This window comes from Pseudomonas sp. 86_A, from assembly GCF_017491705.1.
GTDB classification, from domain to species: domain Bacteria; phylum Pseudomonadota; class Gammaproteobacteria; order Pseudomonadales; family Pseudomonadaceae; genus Aquipseudomonas; species Aquipseudomonas koreensis.
This window is the reverse complement of sequence record NZ_JAFGYS010000002.1, coordinates 1-25,196: the sequence shown is the minus strand read 5'-3', so window position 1 is coordinate 25,196 and position 25,196 is coordinate 1. Positions and strand designations below refer to the sequence as shown.

Below are 25,196 nucleotides of genomic sequence, written 5' to 3'. Positions count from 1 at the left end.
GACCACGTTTAACCCCGAGTCGTCTCCCCACTTCTCGGGGTTTCTTTTTGCCCGCAGGTTTTACGGCGCGGTCTGTTGCTCGAAAAATGTCCGGGCCTGTTCGAGATAATCGCTGCGCATGCCCGGGTCCAGCCAGTCCGCGTAGAGCTCGTCCAGACGCTGGTGGGGCAGGGTGCGCAGCAGTTGGTTGATCTCGATGATGGCCTGCCGACCCTCGGCGGTGTCAGAGCAGCCGATGTATCCCGACAGATATTTTCCCGTGCCCTGAATCGGGTAGAACACCAACTCATCTTCGGCAATTTGTGCTTGTTGAGCCTGGTAACGGATCTCCGGCCAGTAGCCCAGCACGACTTGGAGACGGCCCAGACGCTGCATCGACAAGAGGTTGCTGAGCGCTTCGTTGCCGTAGTGGGGGGTCAGTGCACCGTCGGGCGCCTGTTTCAGCAGACTGTCGACAAACTCACCGTAACTGCGCTGGGCAACGATCCCGACCTTTTGTTCGGCGTTCGCCAAAAAAGCCCCCAGATCGACTTCGCCGTTCACCACGTAGGGCTCCAGCACTTCACGATCTTTCTGACGCACGACCAGGCCGTTACTGACAGCGCGAAACGCCGGGATGGAGAACGCGATCCATTGCGCCCGTTCTTTGCTCCAGATCAGCGACGGATCACAGGTGAACGAGGCGTCTTGCATCATTTGCATGCCACGGGCGCGATTGACCCGCATCAGCGTGTGTTCGTATTGCGGCATGCCGGCAATCAGCAGCGGCAGCATCTGATCAATCACCCCCTGACCTTTTTTCGGGCCTTCGAAAATGGTCAGGGGCGGCAGATCGCGTAATAACCAGGTCAGCGTCGGTTTCGCCTCGGCCAGGGCCGACAGGGCCAGCAGAAACAACAGGCCGAACAGCCGCCACGTCCACCAGTGGTGGGCGCGGTTGGCGACCGGTGTCTGCCGATGTTTCAGCTTAAATGGCTCCGTCGGCGCGCAAGCGGGCGATCTGCTGTTCGTCATAGCCAAGATCGTGGAGTACCTGCGCGTTGTGTTCACCGAGTTGCGGCCCGACCCATTCGGACGTACCCGGTGTCTCTGAGAGTTTCGGCACGATGCCCGGCATCTTGAAAGGCTTGCCGTCCGGCAGTTTGGCCTGCAGGAACATTTCCCGAGCCAGGTACTGCGGATCGCTGAACATGTCCTCGGCGCTGAAGATGCGGCTGGCCGGTACTTCCGCCTGGTTGAGCAGGTCGAGCACGCTTTGCAGTGGCAGCGAATTGACCCAGCGGTCGATCACCCCATACAACTCGTCACGGCGGGTATCGCGCCCGTCGTTGCTCGCCAGCGTCGGGTCGTTGGCCAGGTCTTCACGGCCGATGATCAACATGAAGCGCTTGAAAATCGCGTCGCCATTGGCCCCGATCTGCACGTGCTTGCCGTCGGCACTGGTGTGGATCGATGACGGCGTGATGCCCGGCATGATGTTGCCGGTGCGCTCGCGGATGAAACCGAACACGTCGAACTCCGGGACCATGCTTTCCATCATGGCGAAAATCGCTTCGTACAGTGCGACATCGACCACTTGGCCGAGCCCGCCATTGACCTCGCGATGACGCAGCGCCATCAGCGCACCGATCACGCCCCACAGCGCGGCGATCGAATCGCCGATGGAAATCCCGGTGCGCACCGGTGGCCGGTCTTCGAAACCGGTGATGTAGCGCAAGCCGCCCATGGATTCGCCGACCGCGCCGAAGCCAGGTTGATCTTTCATTGGCCCGGTCTGACCGAAACCCGAGAGGCGCACCATCACCAGTTTCGGGTTCAGCGCATGCAGGGTCTCCCAGCTCAGCCCGAGTTTTTCCAGCACGCCGGGGCGAAAGTTCTCGATCAGGATGTCGGCTTCGCTCAGCAGTTTTTTCAGGATCGCCAGACCCTCGGGGTGCTTGAGGTTGAGCGTCAGCGATTTTTTATTGCGCGCCTGGACGAACCACCACAGCGAGGTGCCTTCGTACAACTTGCGCCATTTGCGCAATGGATCGCCGCCGTCCGGCGATTCGATCTTGATCACTTCGGCGCCGAACTCGCCGCAAATGCGTGAGGCAAACGGCCCGGCAATCAACGTACCCAATTCAATGACTTTCACGCCGCTGAGCGGTTTGTTGGCGAACGACATACTGAATCCTGTAGGACAAGGTTGTGCGGATACAGCGTTTTAACATAGCCGGCTGTCAGGCGCCCGAAGTTGATCGCCATCAATTCGATGATTGCCTACCGCATCGGTTAGACTTGCCGACTTTCCTCGTATCAAGAAGCCCGTTCATGGCCCAGCCGTCCACTACCTATAAATTCGAATTGAACCTCACCGACCTCGACCGCAGCGTCTACGAGAGCGTCAAGCAGACCATCGCCCGTCACCCTTCGGAGACCGAAGAGCGTATGACCGTGCGCCTGCTGGCCTACGCGCTCTGGTACAACGAGCAGTTGTCGTTTGGCCGTGGTCTGTCGGACGTGGATGAACCTGCGCTGTGGGAAAAAAGCCTGGATGACCGTGTCCTGCACTGGATCGAAGTCGGCCAGCCAGATGCTGATCGACTGACCTGGTGTTCGCGTCGCACCGAACGCACCAGCCTGCTCGCTTACGGCAGCCTGCGCGTCTGGGAAACCAAGGTGATCCCGGCGATCAAGAACCTGAAAAACGTCAACATCGCCGCCGTCCCGCAAGAAGTGCTGGAAACCCTGGCCAAGGACATGCCTCGCGTCATCAAGTGGGACGTGATGATCAGCGAAGGCACGATCTTCGTCACCGACGACCGTGGTCAGCACGAAGTCCAGTTGCAATGGCTGCAAGGCGAGCGCGGCTGATCCCGCGTTACGACTGATTAATCCCACGTATTCAAGAGAAGTTTCCGTTACCCCATGCGTATTGATCCTCGACCGTTGCCCGCCACTCTGCCGTTTCTCGGCGACCTGCCACCGCTGCTGACCCGCTTGTACGCGGCGCGGGGCGTGCAGTCCGAGGCAGAGCTGGATAAAAGCCTGGCGCGGTTGATTCCGTTCCAGCAGCTCAAGGGCATCGAGGCAGCGGTGGATCTGCTGGTGACAGCGCTGGAGCAGCGCCAGCGGATTCTGATCGTCGGCGACTTCGACGCCGATGGCGCCACGGCCAGTACGGTCGGCGTGCTCGGCTTGCGCCTGCTGGGCGCGGCGCACGTCGATTATCTGGTGCCAAACCGCTTCGAATACGGCTACGGCCTGACCCCGGAAATCGTCGAAGTGGCCCTGACCCGCGAGCCGCAGTTGTTGATCACCGTCGACAACGGCATCTCCAGCGTTGAAGGCGTGGCCGCTGCCAAGCGCGCAGGGCTGAAAGTATTGATCACTGACCACCACTTGCCCGGCGATGAGCTGCCGCTGGCCGATGCGCTGGTCAACCCGAACCAGCCGGGCTGCGAGTTTCCGAGCAAGGCGCTGGCCGGGGTCGGGGTGATTTTCTACGTGTTGATGGCCTTGCGCGCGCGCCTGCGCAGCCTCGGCTGGTACGAGAGCAAACCGCAACCGAACATCGGCGAACTGCTCGATCTGGTGGCGCTGGGCAGCGTCGCCGACGTGGTGCCACTGGACGCCAACAACCGGATCCTGGTGCATCAAGGCCTCGAGCGGATTCGCGCCGGGCGTGCACGGCCGGGGATCAAGGCGATTCTCGAAGTGGCCAAGCGTGATGCGGCGCGTATCACCTCCACGGACCTGGGTTTCATCGTCGGCCCGCGCCTGAACGCGGCGGGGCGCCTTGACGACATGAGCCTCGGGATCGAATGCCTGCTTACCGCCGATGCCAATCTGGCGCGGGAAATGGCCGCACAACTGGACGGCATGAACCAGGATCGCAAATCCATCGAGCAGGGCATGCAGCGCGAGGCACTGGCCCAGCTCAAGGACTTGCCGGTGGAATCGATGCCGTTCGGCCTGTGCCTGTTCGATCCCGAGTGGCACCAGGGCGTCATCGGCATTCTGGCGTCGCGGATGAAAGAGCGTTATTTCCGCCCGACCATTGCCTTCGCCGATGCCGGTGACGGTCTGCTCAAGGGCTCCGGGCGCTCGGTGCAGGGCTTCCATATTCGCGACGCCCTGAGCGTGGTGGCCGCGCAGCATCCGAACCTGATCGCCAAATACGGTGGTCACGCCATGGCGGCGGGCCTGACTTTGCCGCAGGAGAATTTTCCGCTGTTCGCCGAGGCCTTCGACGCCGAAGTGCGTCGGCAACTTCGCGAAGAAGACCTCACCGGGCGGATGCTGTCGGATGGCACCTTGGCGGTCGAAGAATTCCACCTCGAACTGGCCCGCGCCCTGCGCCATGCCGGACCTTGGGGCCAGCACTTCCCGGAGCCGCTGTTCCACGGTGTGTTCCAGTTGGTCGAGCAGCGGGTGGTGGGCGAGCGGCACCTCAAAGTGGTGCTGAAAAGCGAGTGCGGTTCGGTGAAACTCGACGGGATCGCCTTCGGCATCGACCGTGATATCTGGCCGAATCCGACCATTCAGTGGGTTGAACTGGCTTATAAACTCGACGTTAACGAGTTTCGGGGCAACGAGACGGTGCAACTGCTGATTGCCCACATCGAACCGCGCTAAATACTCAGAGCTTTTGTGGCGAGGGAGCTTGCTCCCGCTGGGCTGCGAAGCGGCCCTGACCCCTGCAACCGCGTTGATACACGAAAATCACCGTCCCCACAGGTCCGGTGCTCATAGAAAACGTCTTGAACCCTCCTTTACCCCCGGTTGTCGACTAGGCTCTAAGCACTGCTTGATTGGCCTTGTGACGTCTTGTCGATTTTTTTGCCCGCGGGGGCGGGTGCTGCACCTTTTCCTGTCACTCGTCGACTTTTCAAACAGAACCCTGGAGCCTGCCCACTGATTTGAGAGGTGCCCCATGAGTCTGCTGCTCGAACCCTTTACCCTTCGCCAACTGACCCTGCCCAACCGCATCGCCGTGTCGCCGATGTGCCAGTACTCCAGCGTCGACGGCCTGGCCAACGACTGGCACCTGGTGCACCTGGGCAGTCGCGCCGTGGGCGGCGCGGGACTGATTTTTACTGAGGCCACGGCGGTCACGGCCGACGGGCGGATCACCGCCGAAGACCTCGGTTTGTGGAACGACGAACAAATCGAACCGCTGCAACGCATCACCCGGTTCATCACTGCCCAGGGCGCTGTCGCCGGTATTCAACTGGCTCACGCCGGGCGCAAGGCCAGCACCCATCGGCCATGGATCGGCAAACATGGCAGCGTCAAACCTGACGATGGCGGCTGGACCCCGGTCGGGCCGTCGCCGATTGCTTTTGACCCGCAGCATACGCAACCCAGACAGCTCGATAAAGCGCAGATCGGCGAAGTCATTCAAGCCTTCGTCGCCGCGGCCAAGCGCGCGCTGACGGCAGGTTTCAGTGTGGTCGAAGTGCATGCCGCCCACGGTTATTTGCTGCATCAGTTCCTGTCACCGTTGAGCAATCAGCGCCGCGATCAATACGGTGGTTCGTTCGAAAACCGTATTCGGCTGGTGCTGCAAGTCACCGAGGCCGTGCGTGAAGTGTGGCCGCAAGAGTTGCCGGTGTTCGTGCGGGTCTCGGCCACCGACTGGGTTGAAGACGGCTGGAACCCGGATGAGACCGTGGAGTTGGCGCGTCGCCTCAAGTCCTTGGGGGTGGATCTGATTGACGTTTCCTCCGGGGGCACCGCCGCCAACGCCGAAATTCCTGTGGGGCCGGGTTATCAGACGCGCTTCGCCGAACGGGTGCGCAAGGACTCAGGCATCGCCACCGGCACTGTCGGCATGATTACCGAGCCGGCGCAGGCCGAGCATATTCTGCGCACCTGCCAGGCCGACATCATCTTCCTCGCCCGCGAGTTGCTGCGCGATCCGTACTGGCCGTTGCACGCTGACGATGATCTCGGCGGGCGCCAGGCAGTGTGGCCGGCGCAGTATCAGCGCGCGACCCATCGTGACCAGCCGATTCACGAATCCGACCTGCGCGATTGATTGACGCGCTGAAACGTAAAAAGCCCCGGCCAGTGATGGTCGGGGCTTTTTTTCTGGTTGGTATTTGCGCTGCCTGGGCGGACGCTATCGCGAGCAGGCTCACTCCTACAGTTGATCTGCGTCGAACACTCATTTTGTGAACGATAGATCCCCCCTGTAGGAGTGAGCCTGCTCGCGATGGGGCCCAGCCAGACGCTAGAGATCCATCAAGGATACTTGCGCTTGTCCGGTGCCGGCGGGAAGTACTGGTACAGCCAGGTCTCGCTCAGCGTGCGGTCATTGGTGCGGATGAACAGCCGCAGCTCCACCGGATCGACGCTGTCGTTGGTCGGGTACCAGTCGAACAGGATCCGGTAACCCTTGATGTCGTCCAGCACCAGCACGCTCAAGCCCTGCACCTTGCCGTTGGAGCAAGTGACCACCGGTTCGATACCGGTGCCCTGCGACAGGCGATCAAGACCGCCACCGGTGAAGTCCACGGCAAATCGACGGGCCCAGACCGGCGGGTAATGCTCGCCCGGTGCCCAGCCTTCGACGAATCCACCCATGCCCGAACGGGTCGCATGCACCCGCGCCAGCGGCGTGCCGACCGGCGGCAGGGCGCTCCAGTAGAGCTTGTAGCCATAGTTCAGCGAATCGCCGGCAGCCACCGGTTTCTTCGGGGTCCAGAAGGCGACGATGTTGTCGAGGGTTTCGCCGGTGGTCGGGATTTCCAGCAGATCAATCGAGCCCTCGCCCCACGCGGTGGTCGGTTCGACCCACAGGCTCGGGCGCTTGCTGTACCAGTCGACGGTGTCCTGATAGTTGGCGAACTCATGGTCGGTCTGCACCAGACCAAAGCCCTTCGGGTCGGTGTCGGCAAACGCGTTGAACTGCAGGGTCGCCGGGTTGTTCAGCGGGCGGCAGATCCACTCGCCGTTGCCACGCCACATCGCCAGGCGATCGGAGTCGTGGATCTGCGGGTGAATGGTGTCGCACATGCGGCGTTCGTGGGTGCCGCAACTGAACATGCTGGTCATCGGCGCGATGCCCAGTTGTTCGATGGCGGTGCGGGCGTTGATGTGGGCGTCGATCTCCATCACCACGCGCTCGGCCTGGCAATCGATGTCGAAGCGGTACGCACCGGTGGCGCTCGGCGAGTCGAGCAGGGCGTAGACCACAAAACGGGTGGCGTTCTGATCCGGGGTCTCGAACCAGAATTTGGTGAAGTCAGGAAATTCTTCGCGTTTCTTCGCGTAGGTGTCGACGGCCAGGCCTCGGGCCGAGAGGCCATATTGGCCAGTGGCGTCCACTGCGCGGAAATAGCTGGCGCCGAGGAACGACACCACATCGTGGCGATCCAGCTCCGGGGCCTTGAACAGTTTGAAACCGGCAAAACCCAGGTCGCCCTTGAGCTGCTGGGTGTCGACCGAGGTGTTCTCGTAGTTGAACAGTGTCGGACGGAAATGCACTTCGCGGGCAGTGCGGGTCTTGGGATCTACACTGTACATGCGCACCGGCTGACGGAACCCCATGCCGACGTGGAAGAACTGCACGTCCAGCTGACCCTTGTTCTCTTTCCACAACGAATGATCGCCGTCGTAGCGGATCGCGTTGAAGTTCTGCGGGGTCATGGTCGCCAGGGTCGGCGGCAGCACCTGTTTGGTGTCCTGGTAGGCCGAACCGGCCAATTGCTTGGCCTGACGCTTCAGCGTTTCGAAATCGAAAGCCTGGGCCTCGCCATCAGCGGCGCCACCATTGGCTGCCCAGGCACGGGCGGCCAGCAGGCCGGAAGCCGAGAGACCGGTGTAAGCCGCAATGGCCATCGACGCTTTGAGCAAATTCCTGCGGTGCATAAATACAACCTGTCGTGAGCAATCCCGCGCCTTTCCTGGCACGTGCTGGATCAGAAAATACGGTTCGGACAAGCCTTCGGCCAAACGCAACGGACTATAAACAGATGCCGGCTAGCTTAAACGGTTCGCTCGCGGAGCAAAATTCGTTGATAGCACAGTGACAGAGTGTCAATGAAACAAGACATGTCGGTTAAATTTCTGACGGCACGTTCTGATTTATAGGGCATATCTGCTTTTCTCGACTAATTACTCTAAAAACCGCTTTTCAGCGCCGATTAAATTTCTATTCTATGGGCATGGCCGGCACAACCGGCAGGGCACAGGCGCTGCTGTAAGGGGCAGGGCGATGTGGTGATCAAGCAGTTCTTTGACGTATTAGAGAAGGACATCGTCCATGGCAAAAGTACAAGACATCACCGAAATGCTCGGCATCTTCCCCTGCCTGAGCAGCGCACGCAGAAGGCGTCGATTGAGCTCTGAGGAATTGAAACTGGTGGAGCGCTATCGCGAGTTGTCAGAGAGCGACCGGATTGCGATGCGGTATCTGGTGGATGCGATGCGCAGTGTTTCGCGCTTTTAACCTTGGGGTAGGCGCCTTGAAAGCCACTTGGCATTTACGGTGTGCAGATCAATCAACTTGCGGAGTAAACCTGTGGCGAGGGAGCTTGCTCCCGCTGGACTGCGCAGCAGTCCCCTGCTTTTTGCAGAAGGGCCGCTGCGCGACCCAGCGGGACGGTGCGACGATTGGACAAGCTCCCTCGCCACAGGATTTTTGTTGAATGGACTTGTTAGCGACAAGTACCCAATACCGGATATGGCCGCTGTCCATTCTGGATCACTTCGAAGCTGTTAGAGGTAAAGCCGATATCAAATGGCGTACTGATGAATTGATGGCAGTGCGTCGAGGAGACCCCGGAATCAAATCTCGATTCCGGGGTGATTCTTCTTAGCGACTCACCTTCCAAGCATCCCCAGCCGGTGCCTTGCCATGGTCATACGGCTTGCCAATCCACATGTAAACCAGGCCCAACCCAATCACGATCGCCGTGCTCAACACCATTGCATAGTTCACATACCAGGCCGCATCCGGCGTTCGTGGCCAAGCCATGTTGATGATTGCGCCGACGCCATACACCAGTGCGCCGATGTTCACCGGCCAGCCCCAGGCACCGAGGGTGAACTTGCCGCTGGGTTTCCAGCCTTTCATCCGCGCATACAAAGCAGCCAGTACGATCATCTGGAACGCGAGGTAGATGCCGATCGCCGCGAAGCTGACGATGGTGGCCACGGCGTCTTGCAGGAAGAAGCCGAGGGCAATGATCAGGGCGGGCAGGACGCCGGACACGAACAGCGCGGCAACAGGCACCTGAGTGGTAGGAGAAATCTTTTTCAGCAGGCGGCTGCCGATGACCATTTCATCGCGAGCGTAGGAGTACAGCAGACGGCTCGCCGCTGCCTGCAGGCTGATGACGCAGGAGATGAAGGAAATCATTACCACGCCCATCACCACTTTCGAGCCGATCGGGCCGAACGCATTGTTGAGAATGGTGGTGACAGGGTCTTTGTCGGTGCCGTTGATCACCGCTTGCATGTCCGGCACGGCGAGGATCAGCGCCAGGCAGGCGAACATCGCCGCGATACCGCCGATGTAGATGGTCATGCGCATGGCCACCGGGATTTTCGCGCTCGGGTTCGGGGTTTCTTCGGCAACGTCGCCGCAGGCCTCGAAGCCGTAGTAGAGGAACATCCCCGCCAGCGAGGCGGTGAGGAACGCCGGCAGGTATGAGCCGTCGACGCTGATGTCGAAGGTGTTGAACAACACGCTCAGCGGCTGGTGACGTTCGAAGATCAGCAGGTAGACGCCGACGATCACCGCGCCCACCAGTTCGCAGAGGAAGCCGAACATGGCGATGCGTGCCAGGACTTTGGTGCCGCTGAGGTTGACCAGGGTGGCGAACAGCGTCAGCACCAGGGCGATGACGATGTTGGTGTTGTTGCTCGGCTCAAACCCGAGCATCGCCGCCAGATACGGGCCGGCGCCGACGGCCACCGCAGCGATGGTCACGCACAGGGCGATGGAGTAGATCCAGCCGACCATCCATGCCCATTTCTTGCCGACCAGACGTCGCGCCCACGGGTACACGCCGCCGGAAATCGGGAACTGCGACACCACTTCGCCGAAGATCAGGCACACCAGCAACTGGCCGCAACCGACCAGCAAATAAGCCCAGAACATCGGTGGCCCGCCGGCGGCGAGGCACAAGCCGAACAGGGTATAAACCCCTACGACCGGTGACAGATAAGTGAAGCCCAGGGCGAAGTTTTCCCACAGGCTCATGCTGCGGTTGAAGTTGGAGGTGTAGCCCAGTTTGCGCAGTTGTTCGGCATCGCTGTCGGCAACGGCGGCGGAGAGATCGGGTGAGGCACTCATGTGTGTTAGCTCCGTGAAATCGGCAGATTTCGGATGGCCGAGGCCGTGGCGGGGCGTTGTGGGCGCCGCCCGGTTCGGTAGTTATTGTTTTGGTTTTGGTGAAGCCTGGTGGTGAATCGCCGACATCATCCGTGTGTCGCGGAAAAGATCGCAGCCTGCGGCAGCTCCTACAGGGTAGCGGCGTCCATCATGTAGGAGCTGCCGCAGGCTGCGATCTTTTCGCTGTTAATGCTTGAACATCACATGCCGAACGGTGGTGTAGTCCTCCAGCCCATACATGGACATGTCTTTCCCGTAACCGGACAATTTCTGACCGCCATGGGGCATTTCGCTGACGAGCATGAAGTGCGTGTTGACCCAGGTGCAGCCGTACTGCAAACGGGCCGACAGGCGATGTGCGCGTCCTACATCGGCGGTCCACACCGAGGACGCCAGGCCGTAGTCCGAGTCGTTGGCCCACTCCAGCGCCTGCGCTTCATCGGTGAACCTGGTCACCGACACCACCGGCCCGAACACTTCGCGGCGGACGATCTCGTCATCCTGCTGCGCATCGGCCAGCACCGTCGGTTCGAAGAAGAAACCGGCGCCTTCAACAGCCTTGCCACCGGTGATCAAACGGATGTGCGGCTGAGCCACGGCACGCTCGACAAACCCGGCGACCCGGTCGCGATGTTGTGCGGTGATCAGCGGCCCCAACTCGGTGGACGGATCATCCTGCAAGCCGTACTTGATGCTGCTGACCGCTGCGCCGAGCTTCTCCACAAACCTGTCATAGATGCCTTGCTGCGCGTAGATGCGGCACGCGGCGGTGCAATCCTGCCCGGCGTTGTAGAAACCAAAGGTGCGAATGCCTTCCACCGCGGCATCGATGTCGGCGTCATCGAAGATGATCACCGGGGCCTTGCCGCCCAGTTCCATGTGCATGCGTTTGACGCTGTCGGCGGTGCTGGAAATGATGTTCGAACCGGTGGCGATCGAGCCGGTCAGCGAGACCATGCGCACCTTCGGATGAGTCACCAGCGGGCTGCCGACGGTAGGACCGCGACCAAACACCAGATTGAGTACACCGGCCGGGAAGATTTCCGACGCCAGTTCGGCCAGACGCAACGCGGTCAGCGGAGTTTGTTCCGACGGCTTGAGCACCACCGTATTCCCGGCGGCGAGCGCCGGGGCGATTTTCCAGGCGACCATCATCAGCGGGTAGTTCCACGGCGCGATGGAGGCGATCACCCCGACCGGATCACGGCGAATCATCGAGGTGTGGCCGGGCAGGTATTCGCCACCGGCCGAACCGCTCATGCAACGGCTGGCGCCGGCGAAAAAGCGGAATACGTCGGCGATCGCCGGGATTTCGTCGTTGAGCGCGGCGCTGTAGGGTTTGCCGCAGTTGTCGGATTCGAGTTTGGCCAGTTCTTCACCGTGGGCTTCGATGGCGTCGGCGAGTTTGAGCAGCAGCAGCGAACGGTCTTTTGGCGTGGTTTGCGACCACTCGGCAAAAGCGTTGTCGGCGGCACGTACGGCGGCATCGACCTGGGCTTCAGTGGCTTCGTTGATCTCCACCAGCACTTCGCCGCGCGAAGGGTTAAGCACCGGTTGCGCCGGGCCTTCGCCGTTGACCAGGTGGCCGTTGATCAAGAGTTTGGTTTGCATGTCTGTTGTCCTCACTAACACTTCTATTGTTCTGTCGAAACCGAACTCTGGGTAGGAGCTGCCGAAGGCTGCGATCTTTTGATCTTGATCTTCAAAGCAACCTCAAAAGATCGCAGCCTTTGGCAGCTCCTACAGGAATCCGGTTTCTTCGGTTATTCAGTTATTTGCCGCCACTGCCCGCAACGCTCTCACCACCCCGGGTCAGGTAATACGCGCCGAGAATCGGCAGCATGGTCACCATCATCACCAGCATGGCGACGACGTTGGTCACTGGCACATCCCGGGGGCGGCTTAGCTGGTTGAGCAGCCACAGCGGCAACGTGCGCTCATGCCCGGCGGTAAACGTGGTGACGATGATTTCGTCGAACGACAGCGCAAACGCCAGCATGCCGCCGGCCAGTAACGCCGAGCCGAGGTTCGGCAGGATGATGTAGCGGAAGGTCTGCCAGCCGTCGGCGCCGAGGTCCATCGAGGCCTCGATCAAACTGTGCGACGTGCGGCGCAGGCGGGCGATGACGTTGTTGTAGACGATCACCACACAGAAGGTCGCGTGGCCAACGATGATGGTGAACATTCCCGGTTCGATCCCCAGCGTCTTGAACGTCGCCAGCAAGGCGATGCCAGTGATGATTCCCGGCAACGCGATCGGCAGGATCAGCATCAGCGAAATGCCCTGTTTGCCGAAGAAGTCGCGGCGGTACAACGCGGCCGATGCCAAGGTGCCGAGCACCATCGCAATCAAGGTGGCGATGGCCGCAATCTGCAGTGACAGCTTGATTGCTTCCAGCACGTCCGGCCGGGAAAACGCCACGCTGAACCAGTGCAGCGTGAAGCCCTTCGGCGGAAAGCTGAACGCGGCCTCTTCAGTGTTGAAGGCGTAAAGAAAGATGATCAGGATCGGGAAGTGCAGGAACACCAACCCACCCCAGGCTGCGATGCGCAGACCCAGTGACGCGCGCTCAGAGTGCATCGAAGGCCCCCAGTCGTTTAACGATGGACAGGTAGATGGCGATCAACACAATCGGCACCAACGTAAACGCGGCGGCCATCGGCATGTTGCCGATCGCACCTTGCTGCGCATACACCATGCTGCCGACGAAGTAGCCCGGCGGCCCGACCAGTTGCGGCACGATGAAGTCGCCCAGGGTCAGCGAAAAAGTAAAGATCGACCCGGCGGCAATCCCGGGAATCGACAACGGCAGAATCACCTGCATAAAGGTCTGACGCGGCTTCGCGCCAAGGTCGGCAGAGGCTTGCAGCAGTGACGGCGGCAGGCGTTCCAGCGACGCCTGGATCGGCAAAATCATGAACGGCAGCCAGATGTAGACGAACACCATGAACCGCCCCAGGTGCGAGGTCGACAAGGTGCTGCCACCGACGCCGGGAATGCCGAGGATGAACTGCAACACCGGCTCCAGCCCCAGGTGCTGCACAAACCATTGCGCGACACCGCCCTTGGCCAGCAGCAGCGTCCACGCATACGCTTTGACGATGTAACTGGCCCACATTGGCATCATCACCGCGATGTAGAAAAACGCCTTGGTTTTGCCGGTGGTGTAGCGCGCCATGTAGTAGGCAATCGGGAACGCCACAATGGCGCTGGCAATCGACACGACGATGGCCATGCTCAATGTGCGCAGGATGATGTCGAAGTTCGAAGGCTGAAACAGCGCGGCAAAATTCGCCAAAGTCAGGTCAGGCGTGACCGCCATGGTGAAGTCGTCGAAGGTGTAGAACCCCTGCCACAACAGCACCAGCAACGAGCCGAGATAAATCGCGCCGAACCACAGCAATGGCGGCACCAGCAACATCGACAGATACAGGTTCGGCTTGCGGTAGAGCAGGTTGGAAAACCGGCGCAACGGCGGCGCTTGAGTCATCGCGAGCGTGCTCATTTCACACCCCGCTCGTCACGGTGTCGTGCAACGGAATCATCGCTTCTCGCGCCCAGCGTGCGCTCAGGCGCTGGCCAGTCTGGTGCTGGGCGCTGCTGTCGATCCACTGATTGTTGGCGTGGCTGATGCTCAGGGTCTGGCCGTTTTCCAGGGTCAGTTCATAGCGCGTGGCACTGCCCTGATACTGGATGTCGTGGAGCAGACCGCTGACTTCGATCTCGTGGCTGGCGAGCGGACCCTCGGCGAAACGCACGTGTTCCGGGCGGATCGAAAACGGCTGCGGATGACCGCTGAGCTGGCGCGCCAGATCGCCACGGATCACGTTCGAAGTGCCGACGAATTCGGCGACGAAGGTGGTGCTCGGTTTCATGTACAGGTTGCGCGGGGTGTCGACCTGTTCGATCCGTCCCTTGTTGAACACCGCAACCCGGTCGGACATCGACAACGCTTCGGTCTGGTCGTGGGTAACGAAGATGAAAGTGATGCCGAGCTGGCGTTGCAGCTTCTTCAGTTCGCTCTGCATTTGTTCGCGCAGTTTCAGGTCGAGGGCGCCCAGCGGTTCATCGAGCAACAGCACGCGCGGACGATTGACCAAGGCGCGGGCGAGGGCCACGCGTTGACGCTGACCGCCGGACAACTGCACCGGTTTGCGCGCGCCGTAACCGCCAAGGGCGACCATGTCCAAGGCTTCTTCGGCGCGTCTGTGCCGTTCGTTTTTGCTCACGCCTTTGACCTTCAAGCCGTAGGCGACGTTGTCCAGCACGTTCATGTGCGGGAACAGCGCGTAGTCCTGGAACACGGTGTTTACATCGCGTTGATATGGCGGCAGACCAGCCGCTTCGGCGCCGTGGATGCGGATCGAGCCGGCGCTCGGTTGTTCGAACCCGGCGATCAGGCGCAGGCAGGTGGTTTTGCCCGAGCCGGAAGGGCCGAGCATGGAAAAGAACTCGCCGTCCTGAATATCGATGGAAACCCGGTCAACGGCCTTCACCTCGCCGAACTGCCGGGAAACGTTGGTGAACTGGACTGCAAGCGTCATGGTGCGGTGCTCCAAAAAGGCGAAAGCCGTCGCAGCGGCCCTGCCTGGACTTCTGAAAAAACTGGATCGTTTTGCTTGTGTGGCGAGGGAGCTTGCTCCCGCTGGGTGGCGAAGCCGCCCTAAAACCAGCCAATGCGGTCTGTCAGTTGAGTCGCATCAAGCCATTTGGGAGTGCTGCGCACTCCAGCGGGAGCAAGCTCCCTCGCCACAGATGAATGTGGATTACCTACCGCCCATGATCGCGATGTAATCCTGGGTCCAGCGGCTATACGGCACAAACTTGCCGCCCTCAGCCTGCGGGGTTTTCCAGAAGGCGATCTGGTCGAACTGGTCGAAACCGTTGGTCTTGCAGCCTTCGGCGCCGAGCAGTTCGCTGCCCTTGCACGCCGCTGGCACTGCCGGCAACGAGCCGAACCACGCGGCCACGTCACCTTGGACTTTCGGTTTCAGCGACCAGTCCATCCACTTGTAGGCGCAGTTCGGGTGCTTGGCTTCGGCGTGCAGCATGGTGGTGTCGGCCCAGCCGGTGGCGCCTTCTTTCGGAATGGTCGAAGCGATCGGCTGCTTCTCGTTGATCAGGCCGTTGACCTGATACGGCCAGGCGCTGGAGGCAACCACACCTTCGTTCTTGAAGTCACTCATCTGCACCGTGGTGTCGTGCCAGTAGCGGTGGATCAACGGTTGCTGTGCGCGTAACAGATCGAGCACGGCTTTGTATTGATCTTCGGTGAGCTGGTACGGGTCTTTGATGCCCAGCTCAGGCTTGGCAGTCTTCAGGTACAACGCCGCATCGGCGATGTAGATCGGCCCGTCATACGCTTGCACGCGGCCCTTGTTCGGCTTGCCATCGGGCAGATCCTGAGCCGCGAACACTACGCTCCAGCTGGTTGGCGCGGTCTTGAACACGTTGGTGTTGTACATCAGCACGTTCGGGCCCCACTGGTACGGGGTGCCGTAAGTCTGCTTGTTGACCACGTACCACGGCGCATCTTTGAGGCGTGGGTCGAGGGTGTTCCAGTTCGGGATCAACGCGGTGTTGATCGGTTGTACGCGCTTGCCGACGATCAACCGCAGCGAGGCATCGCCCGACGCGGTCACCAGGTCGTAACCGCCCTTGGCCATCAGGCTGACCATTTCGTCGGAGGTGGCGGCGGTCTTCACGTTGACCTTGCAGCCGGTTTCCTGCTCGAAACCGGTCACCCAGTCGTAGGCCTTGTCGCTCTCGCCACGTTCGATGTAACCCGGCCACGCGACGATATCCAGCTGACCCTCGCCGGCGCCGACGGCCTTCAGCGGTTCTGCCGCTTGCAGGCTGGCGCTGGCCAGCAAGGCCGTGGTGATTGCACTGAACAGTGCGGTCTTGTGCACGAACATGGTTGAACCCTCTTCTTCAAATTATGGTCGGGGCAGTTTGTGAACGCGGTGCAGCGATGCCGTTTTGGCTTGTTATTAGCGTAGTCAGAGATGCTGGCCGTGGCGGGCCATGATGTGCCGCACCACGCTGTAGTCCTGCAGCGAATCACTGGATAAGTCTTTGCCGTATCCGGAGCGTTTCAGCCCGCCGTGGGGCATTTCGCTGACCAGCATGAAATGGCTGTTGATCCACGTGCAGCCGTACTGCAAGCGGGCGGCGACCTGCAGCGCCTTGTCCAGGTTCTGCGTCCACACCGACGAGGCCAGGCCGTATTCGGAGTCGTTGGCCCAGTCCACCGCTTGCGCGAGTTCGTCGAAGCGGGTCACGGTGACCACCGGGCCGAACACTTCGCGCTGGACGATTTCATCGCTCTGTTTGCAGCCAGCGAGCAGCGTCGGTTGGTAAAAGAAACCGGCGCCGGAATGCACCGCCGCGCCGGTCACCCGCTCGATGTGTGGCTGACCGAGGGCGCGCTCGACGAAACTGGCGACGCGGTCGCGCTGGCGGGTGCTGATCAGCGGGCCGATCTCGTTGTCGGCGTCGCGTTTGCCGGCGAAGCGCAGGCTGCTGACCGCTGCGCCGAGTTCGGCGACCAGTTTGTCGTGAATCCCGGCCTGCGCGTAGATCCGGCAAGCAGCGGTGCAGTCCTGGCCGGCATTGTAGTAACCGTAGGTGCGCACGCCGTCGACCACTGCTTGCAGGTCGGCGTCGTTGCAGACGATCACCGGGGCTTTGCCGCCGAGTTCAAGGTGCGTGCGTTTGAGGGTTTTAGCGGCGGCCTGGAGGATCTTCTGCCCGGTGACGATATCGCCGGTCAGCGAGACCATGCGCACCTTGGCGTGGCCGACCAGATGGCTGCCGACGCCTTCACCGCCGCCGCAGATGATATTGATCACCCCGCGCGGCAGGATCTCGGCCAGTGCGGGCGCCAGCGCGAGGATCGACAGCGGCGTGTGTTCCGAGGGCTTGAACACCAGGGTGTTGCCGGCGGCGAGGGCCGGAGCGATTTTCCACGCGGCCATCATGATCGGGTAGTTCCACGGCGCAATCGAGGCGACGACGCCAATCGGATCACGACGGACCATGCTGGTGTAGCCCGGCAGGTATTCACCGCTGAGCTGGCCGGTCTGGCAACGCACGGCACCGGCGAAGAAGCGGAACACATCGACCGTGGCGGTCAGGTCGTCCTGCCGCGCCAGGTGCAGCGGCTTGCCGCAATTCAGCGCTTCGAGGCGGGCGAGGTGATCGGCGTGTTTTTCGACGGCGTTCGCGATCTCCAGCAACAGGTTCGAGCGTTGCTGCGGTGTGGTCCGGGACCATTCGGCAAAGGCGCGGTGGGCGGCAAGGATCGCGCTTTCGACCTGCTCGGTGCTGGCCTCGGCGATGTGCGTAAGGATCTCACCGGTGGCCGGGTTGAGGATCGGTTCGACAAAACCTTCCCCGGCGACCAGTTCACCGTCGATCAACAACGCGGTACACATCGGGGTCTGCACGCCAGCCATTTTCCGCGATCTCTTTTCTTGTGTGGTCATTGTTGCTCCCGTGCCCGGGAGCCGACCGTCTTATAGATGCAGCAAGACTAGTGCGCGGCTCCGAGGTCGACAAATTCTAAATACTGAAGGTGGCATTCGATTAAATAGATGGCTTGCGTCCGCCGTGCGGCTGCTCGCGGGCCACGGTCAGGAACGGATCGACCAGCGCCGGTCGCGCGGTGCCCCGGCGCCAGGCCAGGCCGACGTCGAGGGTCTGGTTGAGGTCGGCAATTGGCCGCGCTTCGATGATGTCGCCCTCCAGCGACCACGGGCGATAGGTCATGTCCGGCTGGATCGACACGCCCAGCCCCGCCGCGACCAGGCTTCGCACCGCTTCGGTCGAGGCCGTGCGCAGGGTGATCTTCGGTTGCAACCCGGCACCGCGCCACAGGCGTTGGGCATTGCGGTCCATTTCATCGACGTTCAGCTGAATCAGCGGCTCGCGGGCGACATCGGCGAGGTTGATGCTGTCGTGTTCCAGCAACGGATGCTGGGCCGGCAGCCATAAACGATGCGGCGAGTGGGTCAGCACTTCGGTCTGCAAAGCGTGGCGGTCTTCGAGATTGGAGAGGATCAGCACGCCGACATCGATCTCGCCGCTGACCAGCAAATGCTCAATGTAGGGGCGCTCGTCCTCCATCACGCGGATTTCGACGTTGGGATAAGCGCGCTGAAAGCGGGTGAGCAAATCGGCGAGGTAGTAACCGGCGACCAGACTGGTCACGCCGACGATCAACTGCCCGGCGACCTGATCGGTGCTTTGTTGCAGGCTGCGCTTGGCGTTATCCACCGTTGCCAGAATCAGGTGCGCCTGCCGCAGGAATTGATGACCCTGATGCGTCAGCGTCATGCCCTTGGCGTGGCGGTTGAACAGGCTCACGCCGATTTCCTCCTCCAGCTGCTGGATCGCCAGGGTCAACGTCGATTGGGAAATGAACGCGGTTTGCGCCGCCGCGGAAATCGAGCCGGTCTCGGCCACCGCGATGAAGTGACGGATTTGACGCAGGGTCATCATGAGCAGGGTACCCGGTGGGCGGTTTTTATAGATTGGCCTGAGTGTATATCGGTTTTTTAGAGGGTGGCTGCAAGCGAGCGATGAGATCCATTGTGGCGAGGGAGCTTGCTCCCGCTGGGCTGCGAAGCGGCCCTATTCCTGATTGGGTGTTCTGGCCATATCGATACGACTGCTGCCCTGCGGGAGCAAGCTCCCTCGCCACAGAAGTTGCGGTGCAAACCCGTGAGCAACATCTGGAAGCACACTCGCCGGCAGGGCAGGGGCACTTTCGAACTAGGCTGAGGGCCATATAGATCCGGATAACCCCTGTTTTGGAGGCGGCACATGAACACCCGTGGATTGCTCGATCAACTATTCAAATCCGGCCAGGATCTGTTGCAGAACAAGGTCGGCGGCGCGCAGAACAAACCGGCGGCTGGCGGGCTGGGCGGTTTGCTTGGCGGGTCTTCAGGCTCCGGTGCGCTGGGTGGCCTGCTCTCGGGGGCGGGCGGTGGCGCATTGGCGGCCGGGGCAATGGGCCTGCTGCTCGGCAGCAAAAAGGCGCGCAAGGTCGGCGGCAAAGTCGCGGTCTACGGTGGCCTCGCGGCTCTCGGTGTGCTGGCCTACAAGGCTTATGGCAACTGGAACGCGCAAAAAGGCACGGCACCGCAAACCGAACCGCAGACACTGGATCGACTGCCGCCCGCGCAAGCCGAACAGCACAGCCAGGCGATTCTCAAGGCACTGGTCGCCGCCGCCAAGGCCGACGGTCACATCGATGACCGCGAGCGCCAGTTGATCGAAGGCGAGTTCACCAAACTCGACAACGACCAGGAACTGCAACACTGGCTGCACGCCGAACTCAACAAGCCCCTCGACCCTGCCGATGTCGCCCGCGCCGCGAGCACGCCGGAAATGGCGGCCGAGATGTACATCGCCAGTGTGATGCTGGTGGACGAGGAGAGCTTTATGGAGAAAAGCTATCTGGATGAGCTGGCGAAGCAGTTGAAGCTGGAGCCGGGGTTGAAGGTTGAGTTGGAGAAGCAGGTGCGACAGTTGTAACGTGCGATCTCATCCAGGCCGATGAACGTCATCAAAATCATCGGCCTTCGGAGTAGCGACTATGCCTTTCGCTTCCTGGGAGCGGTAATACGCCTCAATCGTCAACGATGGATCGATACGCGCTTTGACAATGCAGGCTTCTTTTTGCCACGGATGCTCTTTTAGCTGCTTGGACAGAGTCTTCAGGCCGCCTGTTACCCATCCTTTTTCCGACTGATCCCTCCATCTTCTTGGGTTGCGGCCTGTTTTCACATCGTAGGCCGCAGTAACGGGATCAAGATGGCGGCTTTGCTCCAGCACAGGCAAGTCGGGCAATGGCTGCGTGACATCCATGTAGCGCTGCAGGCAGTCCCAGAATGCGAGTGCGTTGGCCTGATCCAGCCCCAGCGAGTGAACCTTGGTGACCAGGCAAATTTTATTATCCGTATAGCGGTGATTTAACCACAGCGCATAGTCATGGGCGCCGAAGCCATTAGGAAGCAGCTGAAGCACTGGGTCGAACTCTTCAAACGGTGCAACGAATAACTGACGGAAACGTCTTTTGAACCTGAGCGTGCCATCAGTTCGATTGAATTCGCTGCCATCGTGCGTGCTGATTTTGCTATGAATCCACAGCAGTGCGTCGGTACCAAGGGACGCTACGAAATACAGAAAGGCGCCCGCCCATAGGGCAATACACATAGAGTTCGCACTGAATAATGAGTCTTTTATCAAATAGGTAGCGATTGCACCGGCTATAAATCCCAAGATTTGCATGTGGTGAAGAAATTTATTTCCCGTCATGAATAACACGAGAGAGGTGAGCATCAAAATGGCAGTGGAAATACCAATGACCGCACCTCCTGCGGTGCCAGGGTTGCCATATCCTGACTCTGTTCCTATAGAACCGAAGACCCCTAAAACCCAAGGCGCCCAGATGAACGAATAGCTAATGAGCTTAAGTACGAAGAAAAAATGGGTGGCTTTGCTGGCGTTCTGAAATTTCCAGCGTTTATTACTGCAATAGGGTTCTACGTCGTGATCGATTTTTTTATCCGGGTCTGAGAGTCTCATCGCTTCAAGTTGAGAGCTGACTTCTACCTCCGGTTCCAAATTGGCGTAACTGCCAAATGCGAGGTGAGTGTCAAACATTCCGGTCCGGTTTGCATCTTCCGGCCAGCGTGGTGGCGGTAAAGGTTTTTTGCTATCGCTTCGATATGCCCCAATCGCATAAGCGGTATCAGTTTCTGTAATCATAATTTAGACTCGAGTATCTCAATCTGCCAATAGGCTGGTGCGTCCTCGGGTGGAATATTATCCGGAGGTGTTTGGCGATCTTTAATAGTAAATGCTTTCCATTTTTTTGGACTGGGTTGAGGTAGTACTAAAATATCTTCTGTTTCGTTAGTGCTAAGTTCAAATTGCGCGCTGATTTTAAGCCCCTCAGTCATTTCGAAGCTATAGCGTTGCAGTGGAGTGAGGTGCACAACAGGAAGGCTAGGTGACAGAATATACAGTACGCTGGTCGCATCGAGTGGCAAAGCAGAGATCTTTGGATTTGTCGCAGGTACACGGTTATACCGTTTGACAGCTAACAATCCAGATCTCTCTAGTTTGCTTTGGAATTCCTGTACGATTAATCGAAACTTTTTATCATTTTCAAACATTGACAATAGAGGCGAACTCAAAACTACAGCCCAGTCATTGTCATTCAGTAATTGCTTTTCAGGAAGCACGCATTCCAGTGCCGAGTCAGGCTTTTTTGACCGATTGCTATCTGCGCTTTGTAATGCGATTCGGTGAGCGGCAGGCGCCTTCTTGCGCCATTCAGATAAACGCTCAACAAAAATTTGTGGTCTTCCGATGATGCCAAGAAGTTGCTGGTAAGCTATTTTCTGGTCTTTTAAATGTGTAAAAATATCACTCTTGCCAATGAGGCTGTCTAACATTCCCGCCTCGGCAAATTGAACGCCAAAAGGGCCTTTTTTTACGATTATTTCAGTATCACTGTCAGTGAATATATTCGCCGCAATGGTGCCGCCGATAGTCATTACTACGCCAGCAAGCAGGATGTAAGGATTTACAACCAGACCTAATCCATAAGCGCCCCACAAACCGCTGCCAACTGCCACAACTCCATACGCTGCGGCGGCATCTGTATCGCCCTGGCTAAAGGATCGGTAACTGTCCCATCCACCAAGTACCGCACCTCCAAGGGTTGCGATACCGCCTACCGAACGAAGTAATGGCAGTTTTGCACTGCCTGTTTGATTTTTTAAATTTTTTGCCCAGCTTGTGGATATTTTCGCTATGTCAAATCGCGGCTTGGTTAGCTTTTGCTCCATCGTTGAGCCGAGTAATAGCTTGCTGTGGCTTCCCAGTGCTGCAGATAAATCCAGTGTTGCGCTGGCTATTCCTGCGCTTCCTCGGAGTGTCTCATTGCTGGAGTTAAGGTCTTTATAGGCTTTTATCTGCGCCCAGATATTATATGTTGCAAACGCAACCATGAGTGTTGGTATTGTTTTGTTTTTCTCTAAAGTTTGTGTTGCTGAACTCATTTGTACGCGAAAGGCGCTGTAGCTTGCCAGATCCGGGTGGTCTTTGGGTATTGCAATGACAGTTAAATTGCGCAGGCTTGGGCGTGATGAGGCGCCGGTTCGTGGACTTGTGCTACCTAAAATCTCACCTGATTGATTATGCAGCGCCGCGTAGCGATAACTTTTTCTGGTTAATGCCTGGCGTTCGACTTCAGTGAGTCCGCCGCGCAAACCAGCGCCTTGTACACCAATAACGACATAATCCTGTGCGAGCGCTTGGCCTTGTTGCATCAGTTTTATAGTTGCTACTTTTGGCAGTAGCGCTGAAAGTGTCGAGAATGCGGGCGTGAATATCCGATCAAGCTGAATTTTTGAGGCGTCTTGAGATATTCGGCTAATTTGCGCTACTACACTTGCGCCAAAGTTATCGAATAAGTCAGCGAGAAAATAAATGAAACCCTTCCCCGCACTTGGCTGATCCACTGTTCCGCTCAGCGTAGAGGTCAGCATCAAAGTGCTCAGTCCGGTCAGTGCCGGGTCGGGCGCGTGGGCTGTATTTCGAAGTTTGATAATTCGTTTTATCGTTTCCGGAAGCTGTTCCTGATTTTTTACCAATAACAGTGAGCCTAGCGGGTGCTCACCTTTCAATATGGCCTCGCAGATCCGATTTGAGGACGCAGTAATCTCTTTGTATTCTTGGCCGGTATACATTGCATCGCAACGATCCGGCAATTGATTGAGCGCCTCAAGTATTTCGGTCATTAAACTGTAAGGCTCTAAGAGACCTTCATCATTTCTATAACACCAGTCAAGAAGAGTTGTGTGCAATTTTTTGTCAGTTACTTCAATAAGTCGAGCCAGTTGTGCGGCCAATTGCTCTCGACATTTTTTTCGCTCGTCTTCGAATACGACACTCTGCAATTTGGGCAAGTCGACCTTGTCTTTCAAGTCGGCTAATGGCCCTGCGAGCGTGCTGTACAAAACCTGAGCATATTGTCCATGTTGCTCATGGGGAACAAGAGCATTCAGAGTCTGCAGATAATCTACACATTCGCGAATTTGCGCCGTCGCGTGGCGCACTTCGTATAGCGGATCGTCGAGAATCATCCCAATCAGATGCGGGTAACCACGCAGTCCGTTTTGGGTTAGCAAATCTTCTCCAGCCTCCAGAGTCGGTAGAGCCGGGGGGGGCGCGTGTTTGATTTTTTGAGCCAGCTCTTCCTTGCGCTTTTGCAGTTTCACGATTAGCGCATCAGGTTTGAAGGCTGCGAAGTCCGGCGTGAACTGCGCAGGATCTTCCATAGCCGCTTCAACGCTGAAGTCGCGTGAACGCAGGCCGTTGGTCAGTTTTGCGATCGGTGTTGCGGGGTGAATTGATGTGGCCTTCCAGATCGTCGTCTCACCCGCTGTTGCTGCCCAGGCGGAGGCCATGTTTTGGCTGCGGGCCCTGATTCGGCTTGGATCTTCTTCCAGCCAGGTGATGTATTCCCACGTCCAGGATACTTCACTAAAAGCCATGCTGAATTGTCGACCCAAAAAGCGGCCGTCGAGAATCATCGGTACCAGAATCAACTGTTGGTTGACGCCTACCGGTTCACGTTTATCGGCGTTGCCTTTTTGATCCGCCACTTTTCGCCAGTGGACCAGGTCGACTTCGGCCAACTGCCCTTTGCCATCGGTAACAAGTTCACGCCAAACTTTGTTGTTTTGGAACACATAGACGCGACCCACGCGCGGCACGCCGCCCTGCAGCGTTTCATTGAGCTTGTCATGGCCGGGCAGGCGAGCGAGCGGTGTGACTGCAAGCACAATATTTTTCTGGAACCTGTCCAGTTCCTCAGTGGTTTTCGCGTCCACCATGATGGGAATCTGCAGATGCCCACCGCCGATACGCTCTACGTTAAGCACCAGCCGGCATTTCTGATCGTTCTCGTAGTCGACCTTCTTGCGCGTTCCTTCGTTAATGGACTTGTCCTTGAACTCACTCATGCCTTGTCCTCTGGCCCCAGCAATTGCAATTGGCTGCCTGATTCGGGATCGCCCCACACATCGACGATGAGGGCCTCTTTACCTTTTTCGCTGATATTTCTCGCGGCGGGTTTATTGAGCGGTGCATTGCCCAAGAGTTGCCCGACCGGCGCGGTATCTGCTGGCTTGGGTGGCACTGGCAATGCCGCTGCAGCTCCCGTTCCGCTACCTGGACTGCCGCCGGTGTTCATGTTGATCACCGGGCCGCTCAGTGTAACGCCACTGGCGTCGATCTTGATGAAGCTGCCGCCGCCAATCAGGGTCAGTTCGCTACCGGCTTCCATTACGATTTTGGTGCCACTATCAAGATAAATCTCCTGGCCGGCGTCAATGAACTGCCCAGTGCCGATCTTGATGTGCTGGTTCACGCCCACGGTCAGGTGGTCGTTGGCGCGGGTTTCAACTTTGCGGTCGGCGTAGACGGTGTGGTGTTCTTCGGCCTTGAATTCGGTGTAGCTGTTTTGCTCGACGGTGTCGTGGCGTTCGTTGCCGACGCGGATTTTCTGGTCGTGCTCGATGTTTTCGTCCCAGTCGCGCTGGGCGTGCAGGTAGATCTGCTCCTGACCTTTCTTGTCTTCGATGCGCAGTTCGTTGTAACCGCCACCGCCCATCGAACTCAAAGTCTTGAAGGTGCTGCGGGTCTTGTTTGCCGGCAGCGCGTAGGGGACGGTGTTTTCCTTGTGGTACAGGCAGCCGCTGATCAGCGGTTGATCGGGGTCGCCTTCAAGGAAGGTGACCAGCACTTCCATGCCGATGCGCGGGATAGCGATGCCGC

General features: G+C 58.9%; 18 protein-coding genes and 1 pseudogene. 5 read left to right on the top strand and 14 right to left on the bottom strand.

Going from position 1 to position 25,196, the window contains the following annotated elements; all coding sequences use genetic code 11:
- Positions 1–60: 60 nt before the first annotated feature.
- The gene (locus J5M57_RS03455; protein WP_082920284.1) at positions 61–1,014 is read right to left on the bottom strand and encodes a TIGR02285 family protein; all 954 of its coding nucleotides are present in this window, start codon (positions 1,012–1,014) and stop codon (positions 61–63) included.
- Positions 968–2,167 carry a CaiB/BaiF CoA-transferase family protein gene (locus tag J5M57_RS03450; protein WP_064586129.1) on the bottom strand — a complete coding sequence of 400 codons (1,200 nt, stop codon included), beginning with the start codon at positions 2,165–2,167 and terminating at the stop codon, positions 968–970. The genes J5M57_RS03455 and J5M57_RS03450 overlap by 47 nt, the downstream gene beginning before the upstream one ends.
- A 146-nt stretch (positions 2,168–2,313) precedes the next feature.
- Between J5M57_RS03450 and J5M57_RS03445 the strand changes: the two genes are divergently transcribed.
- From J5M57_RS03445 to J5M57_RS03435, 3 genes are all read left to right on the top strand, one after another.
- Complete coding sequence (locus J5M57_RS03445; protein WP_007908961.1) at positions 2,314–2,856, top strand: YaeQ family protein; 543 nt, start codon at positions 2,314–2,316, stop codon at positions 2,854–2,856.
- A gap of 54 nt (positions 2,857–2,910) precedes the next feature.
- Positions 2,911–4,620 (top strand): single-stranded-DNA-specific exonuclease RecJ, encoded by a 1,710-nt coding sequence (gene recJ, locus J5M57_RS03440; RefSeq protein ID WP_083366912.1) that lies wholly within the window; start codon positions 2,911–2,913, stop codon positions 4,618–4,620.
- A 298-nt stretch (positions 4,621–4,918) separates the two neighbouring features.
- Entirely contained in the window at positions 4,919–6,025 is a 1,107-nt protein-coding gene (locus tag J5M57_RS03435) for an NADH:flavin oxidoreductase/NADH oxidase (protein WP_207847381.1), read from the top strand.
- 206 nt (positions 6,026–6,231) lie between these two features.
- On the opposite strand, the gene J5M57_RS03430 is transcribed toward J5M57_RS03435, so the two are convergent.
- On the bottom strand, positions 6,232–7,860 hold the full coding sequence (locus J5M57_RS03430; RefSeq protein ID WP_169843196.1) for a glucan biosynthesis protein D: 1,629 nt from the start codon (positions 7,858–7,860) through the stop codon (positions 6,232–6,234).
- A 394-nt stretch (positions 7,861–8,254) separates the two neighbouring features.
- Here J5M57_RS03430 and J5M57_RS03425 point away from each other — a divergent pair, with 394 nt between their 5' ends.
- Positions 8,255–8,440 (top strand): hypothetical protein, encoded by a 186-nt coding sequence (locus J5M57_RS03425; RefSeq protein ID WP_064586133.1) that lies wholly within the window; start codon positions 8,255–8,257, stop codon positions 8,438–8,440.
- A 366-nt stretch (positions 8,441–8,806) separates the two neighbouring features.
- Here J5M57_RS03425 and J5M57_RS03420 read toward each other — a convergent pair whose 3' ends face one another.
- The 8 genes from J5M57_RS03420 to J5M57_RS03385 form a co-directional block, all read right to left on the bottom strand.
- On the bottom strand, positions 8,807–10,291 hold the full coding sequence (locus tag J5M57_RS03420; protein WP_207847379.1) for an amino acid permease: 1,485 nt from the start codon (positions 10,289–10,291) through the stop codon (positions 8,807–8,809).
- Positions 10,292–10,516: 225 nt separating this feature from the next.
- Positions 10,517–11,941 (bottom strand): gamma-aminobutyraldehyde dehydrogenase, encoded by a 1,425-nt coding sequence (locus tag J5M57_RS03415; RefSeq protein WP_207847377.1) that lies wholly within the window; start codon positions 11,939–11,941, stop codon positions 10,517–10,519.
- A 160-nt stretch (positions 11,942–12,101) separates the two neighbouring features.
- Positions 12,102–12,911 carry an ABC transporter permease gene (locus tag J5M57_RS03410; RefSeq protein ID WP_003222021.1) on the bottom strand — a complete coding sequence of 270 codons (810 nt, stop codon included), beginning with the start codon at positions 12,909–12,911 and terminating at the stop codon, positions 12,102–12,104.
- The gene (locus tag J5M57_RS03405) at positions 12,901–13,836 is read right to left on the bottom strand and encodes an ABC transporter permease (RefSeq protein ID WP_083366908.1); all 936 of its coding nucleotides are present in this window, start codon (positions 13,834–13,836) and stop codon (positions 12,901–12,903) included. Before J5M57_RS03405 ends, J5M57_RS03410 begins: the two co-directional genes overlap by 11 nt.
- A 1-nt stretch (position 13,837) precedes the next feature.
- Positions 13,838–14,875, bottom strand: a complete 1,038-nt coding sequence (locus J5M57_RS03400) for an ABC transporter ATP-binding protein (protein WP_207847375.1) — start codon at positions 14,873–14,875, stop codon at positions 13,838–13,840.
- 222 nt (positions 14,876–15,097) lie between these two features.
- Positions 15,098–16,249, bottom strand: coding sequence for a putative ABC transporter substrate-binding protein YdcS (ydcS, locus tag J5M57_RS03395; RefSeq protein ID WP_207847373.1), 1,152 nt, complete (start codon positions 16,247–16,249; stop codon positions 15,098–15,100).
- Positions 16,250–16,333: 84 nt separating this feature from the next.
- Entirely contained in the window at positions 16,334–17,791 is a 1,458-nt protein-coding gene (locus tag J5M57_RS03390; RefSeq protein ID WP_207847824.1) for a gamma-aminobutyraldehyde dehydrogenase, read from the bottom strand.
- 130 nt (positions 17,792–17,921) lie between these two features.
- Positions 17,922–18,836, bottom strand: a complete 915-nt coding sequence (locus J5M57_RS03385) for a LysR family transcriptional regulator (protein WP_007954670.1) — start codon at positions 18,834–18,836, stop codon at positions 17,922–17,924.
- 324 nt (positions 18,837–19,160) lie between these two features.
- On the opposite strand from J5M57_RS03385, the gene J5M57_RS03380 reads away from it, so the two are divergent.
- Positions 19,161–19,877 (top strand): tellurite resistance TerB family protein, encoded by a 717-nt coding sequence (locus tag J5M57_RS03380; protein ID WP_207847371.1) that lies wholly within the window; start codon positions 19,161–19,163, stop codon positions 19,875–19,877.
- Between the two features lie 9 nt (positions 19,878–19,886).
- On the opposite strand, the gene J5M57_RS28910 is transcribed toward J5M57_RS03380, so the two are convergent.
- The 3 genes and pseudogenes from J5M57_RS28910 to J5M57_RS03365 all read right to left on the bottom strand — a co-directional run.
- Positions 19,887–21,113, bottom strand: a complete 1,227-nt coding sequence (locus J5M57_RS28910; protein WP_243435054.1) for a hypothetical protein — start codon at positions 21,111–21,113, stop codon at positions 19,887–19,889.
- On the bottom strand, positions 21,110–24,382 hold the full coding sequence (locus J5M57_RS03370) for a hypothetical protein (RefSeq protein ID WP_207847369.1): 3,273 nt from the start codon (positions 24,380–24,382) through the stop codon (positions 21,110–21,112). Before J5M57_RS03370 ends, J5M57_RS28910 begins: the two co-directional genes overlap by 4 nt.
- Positions 24,379–25,196 (bottom strand): annotated as a pseudogene (locus J5M57_RS03365) (type VI secretion system tip protein VgrG); the annotation flags it as partial. The gene J5M57_RS03370 and the pseudogene J5M57_RS03365, both read right to left, overlap by 4 nt.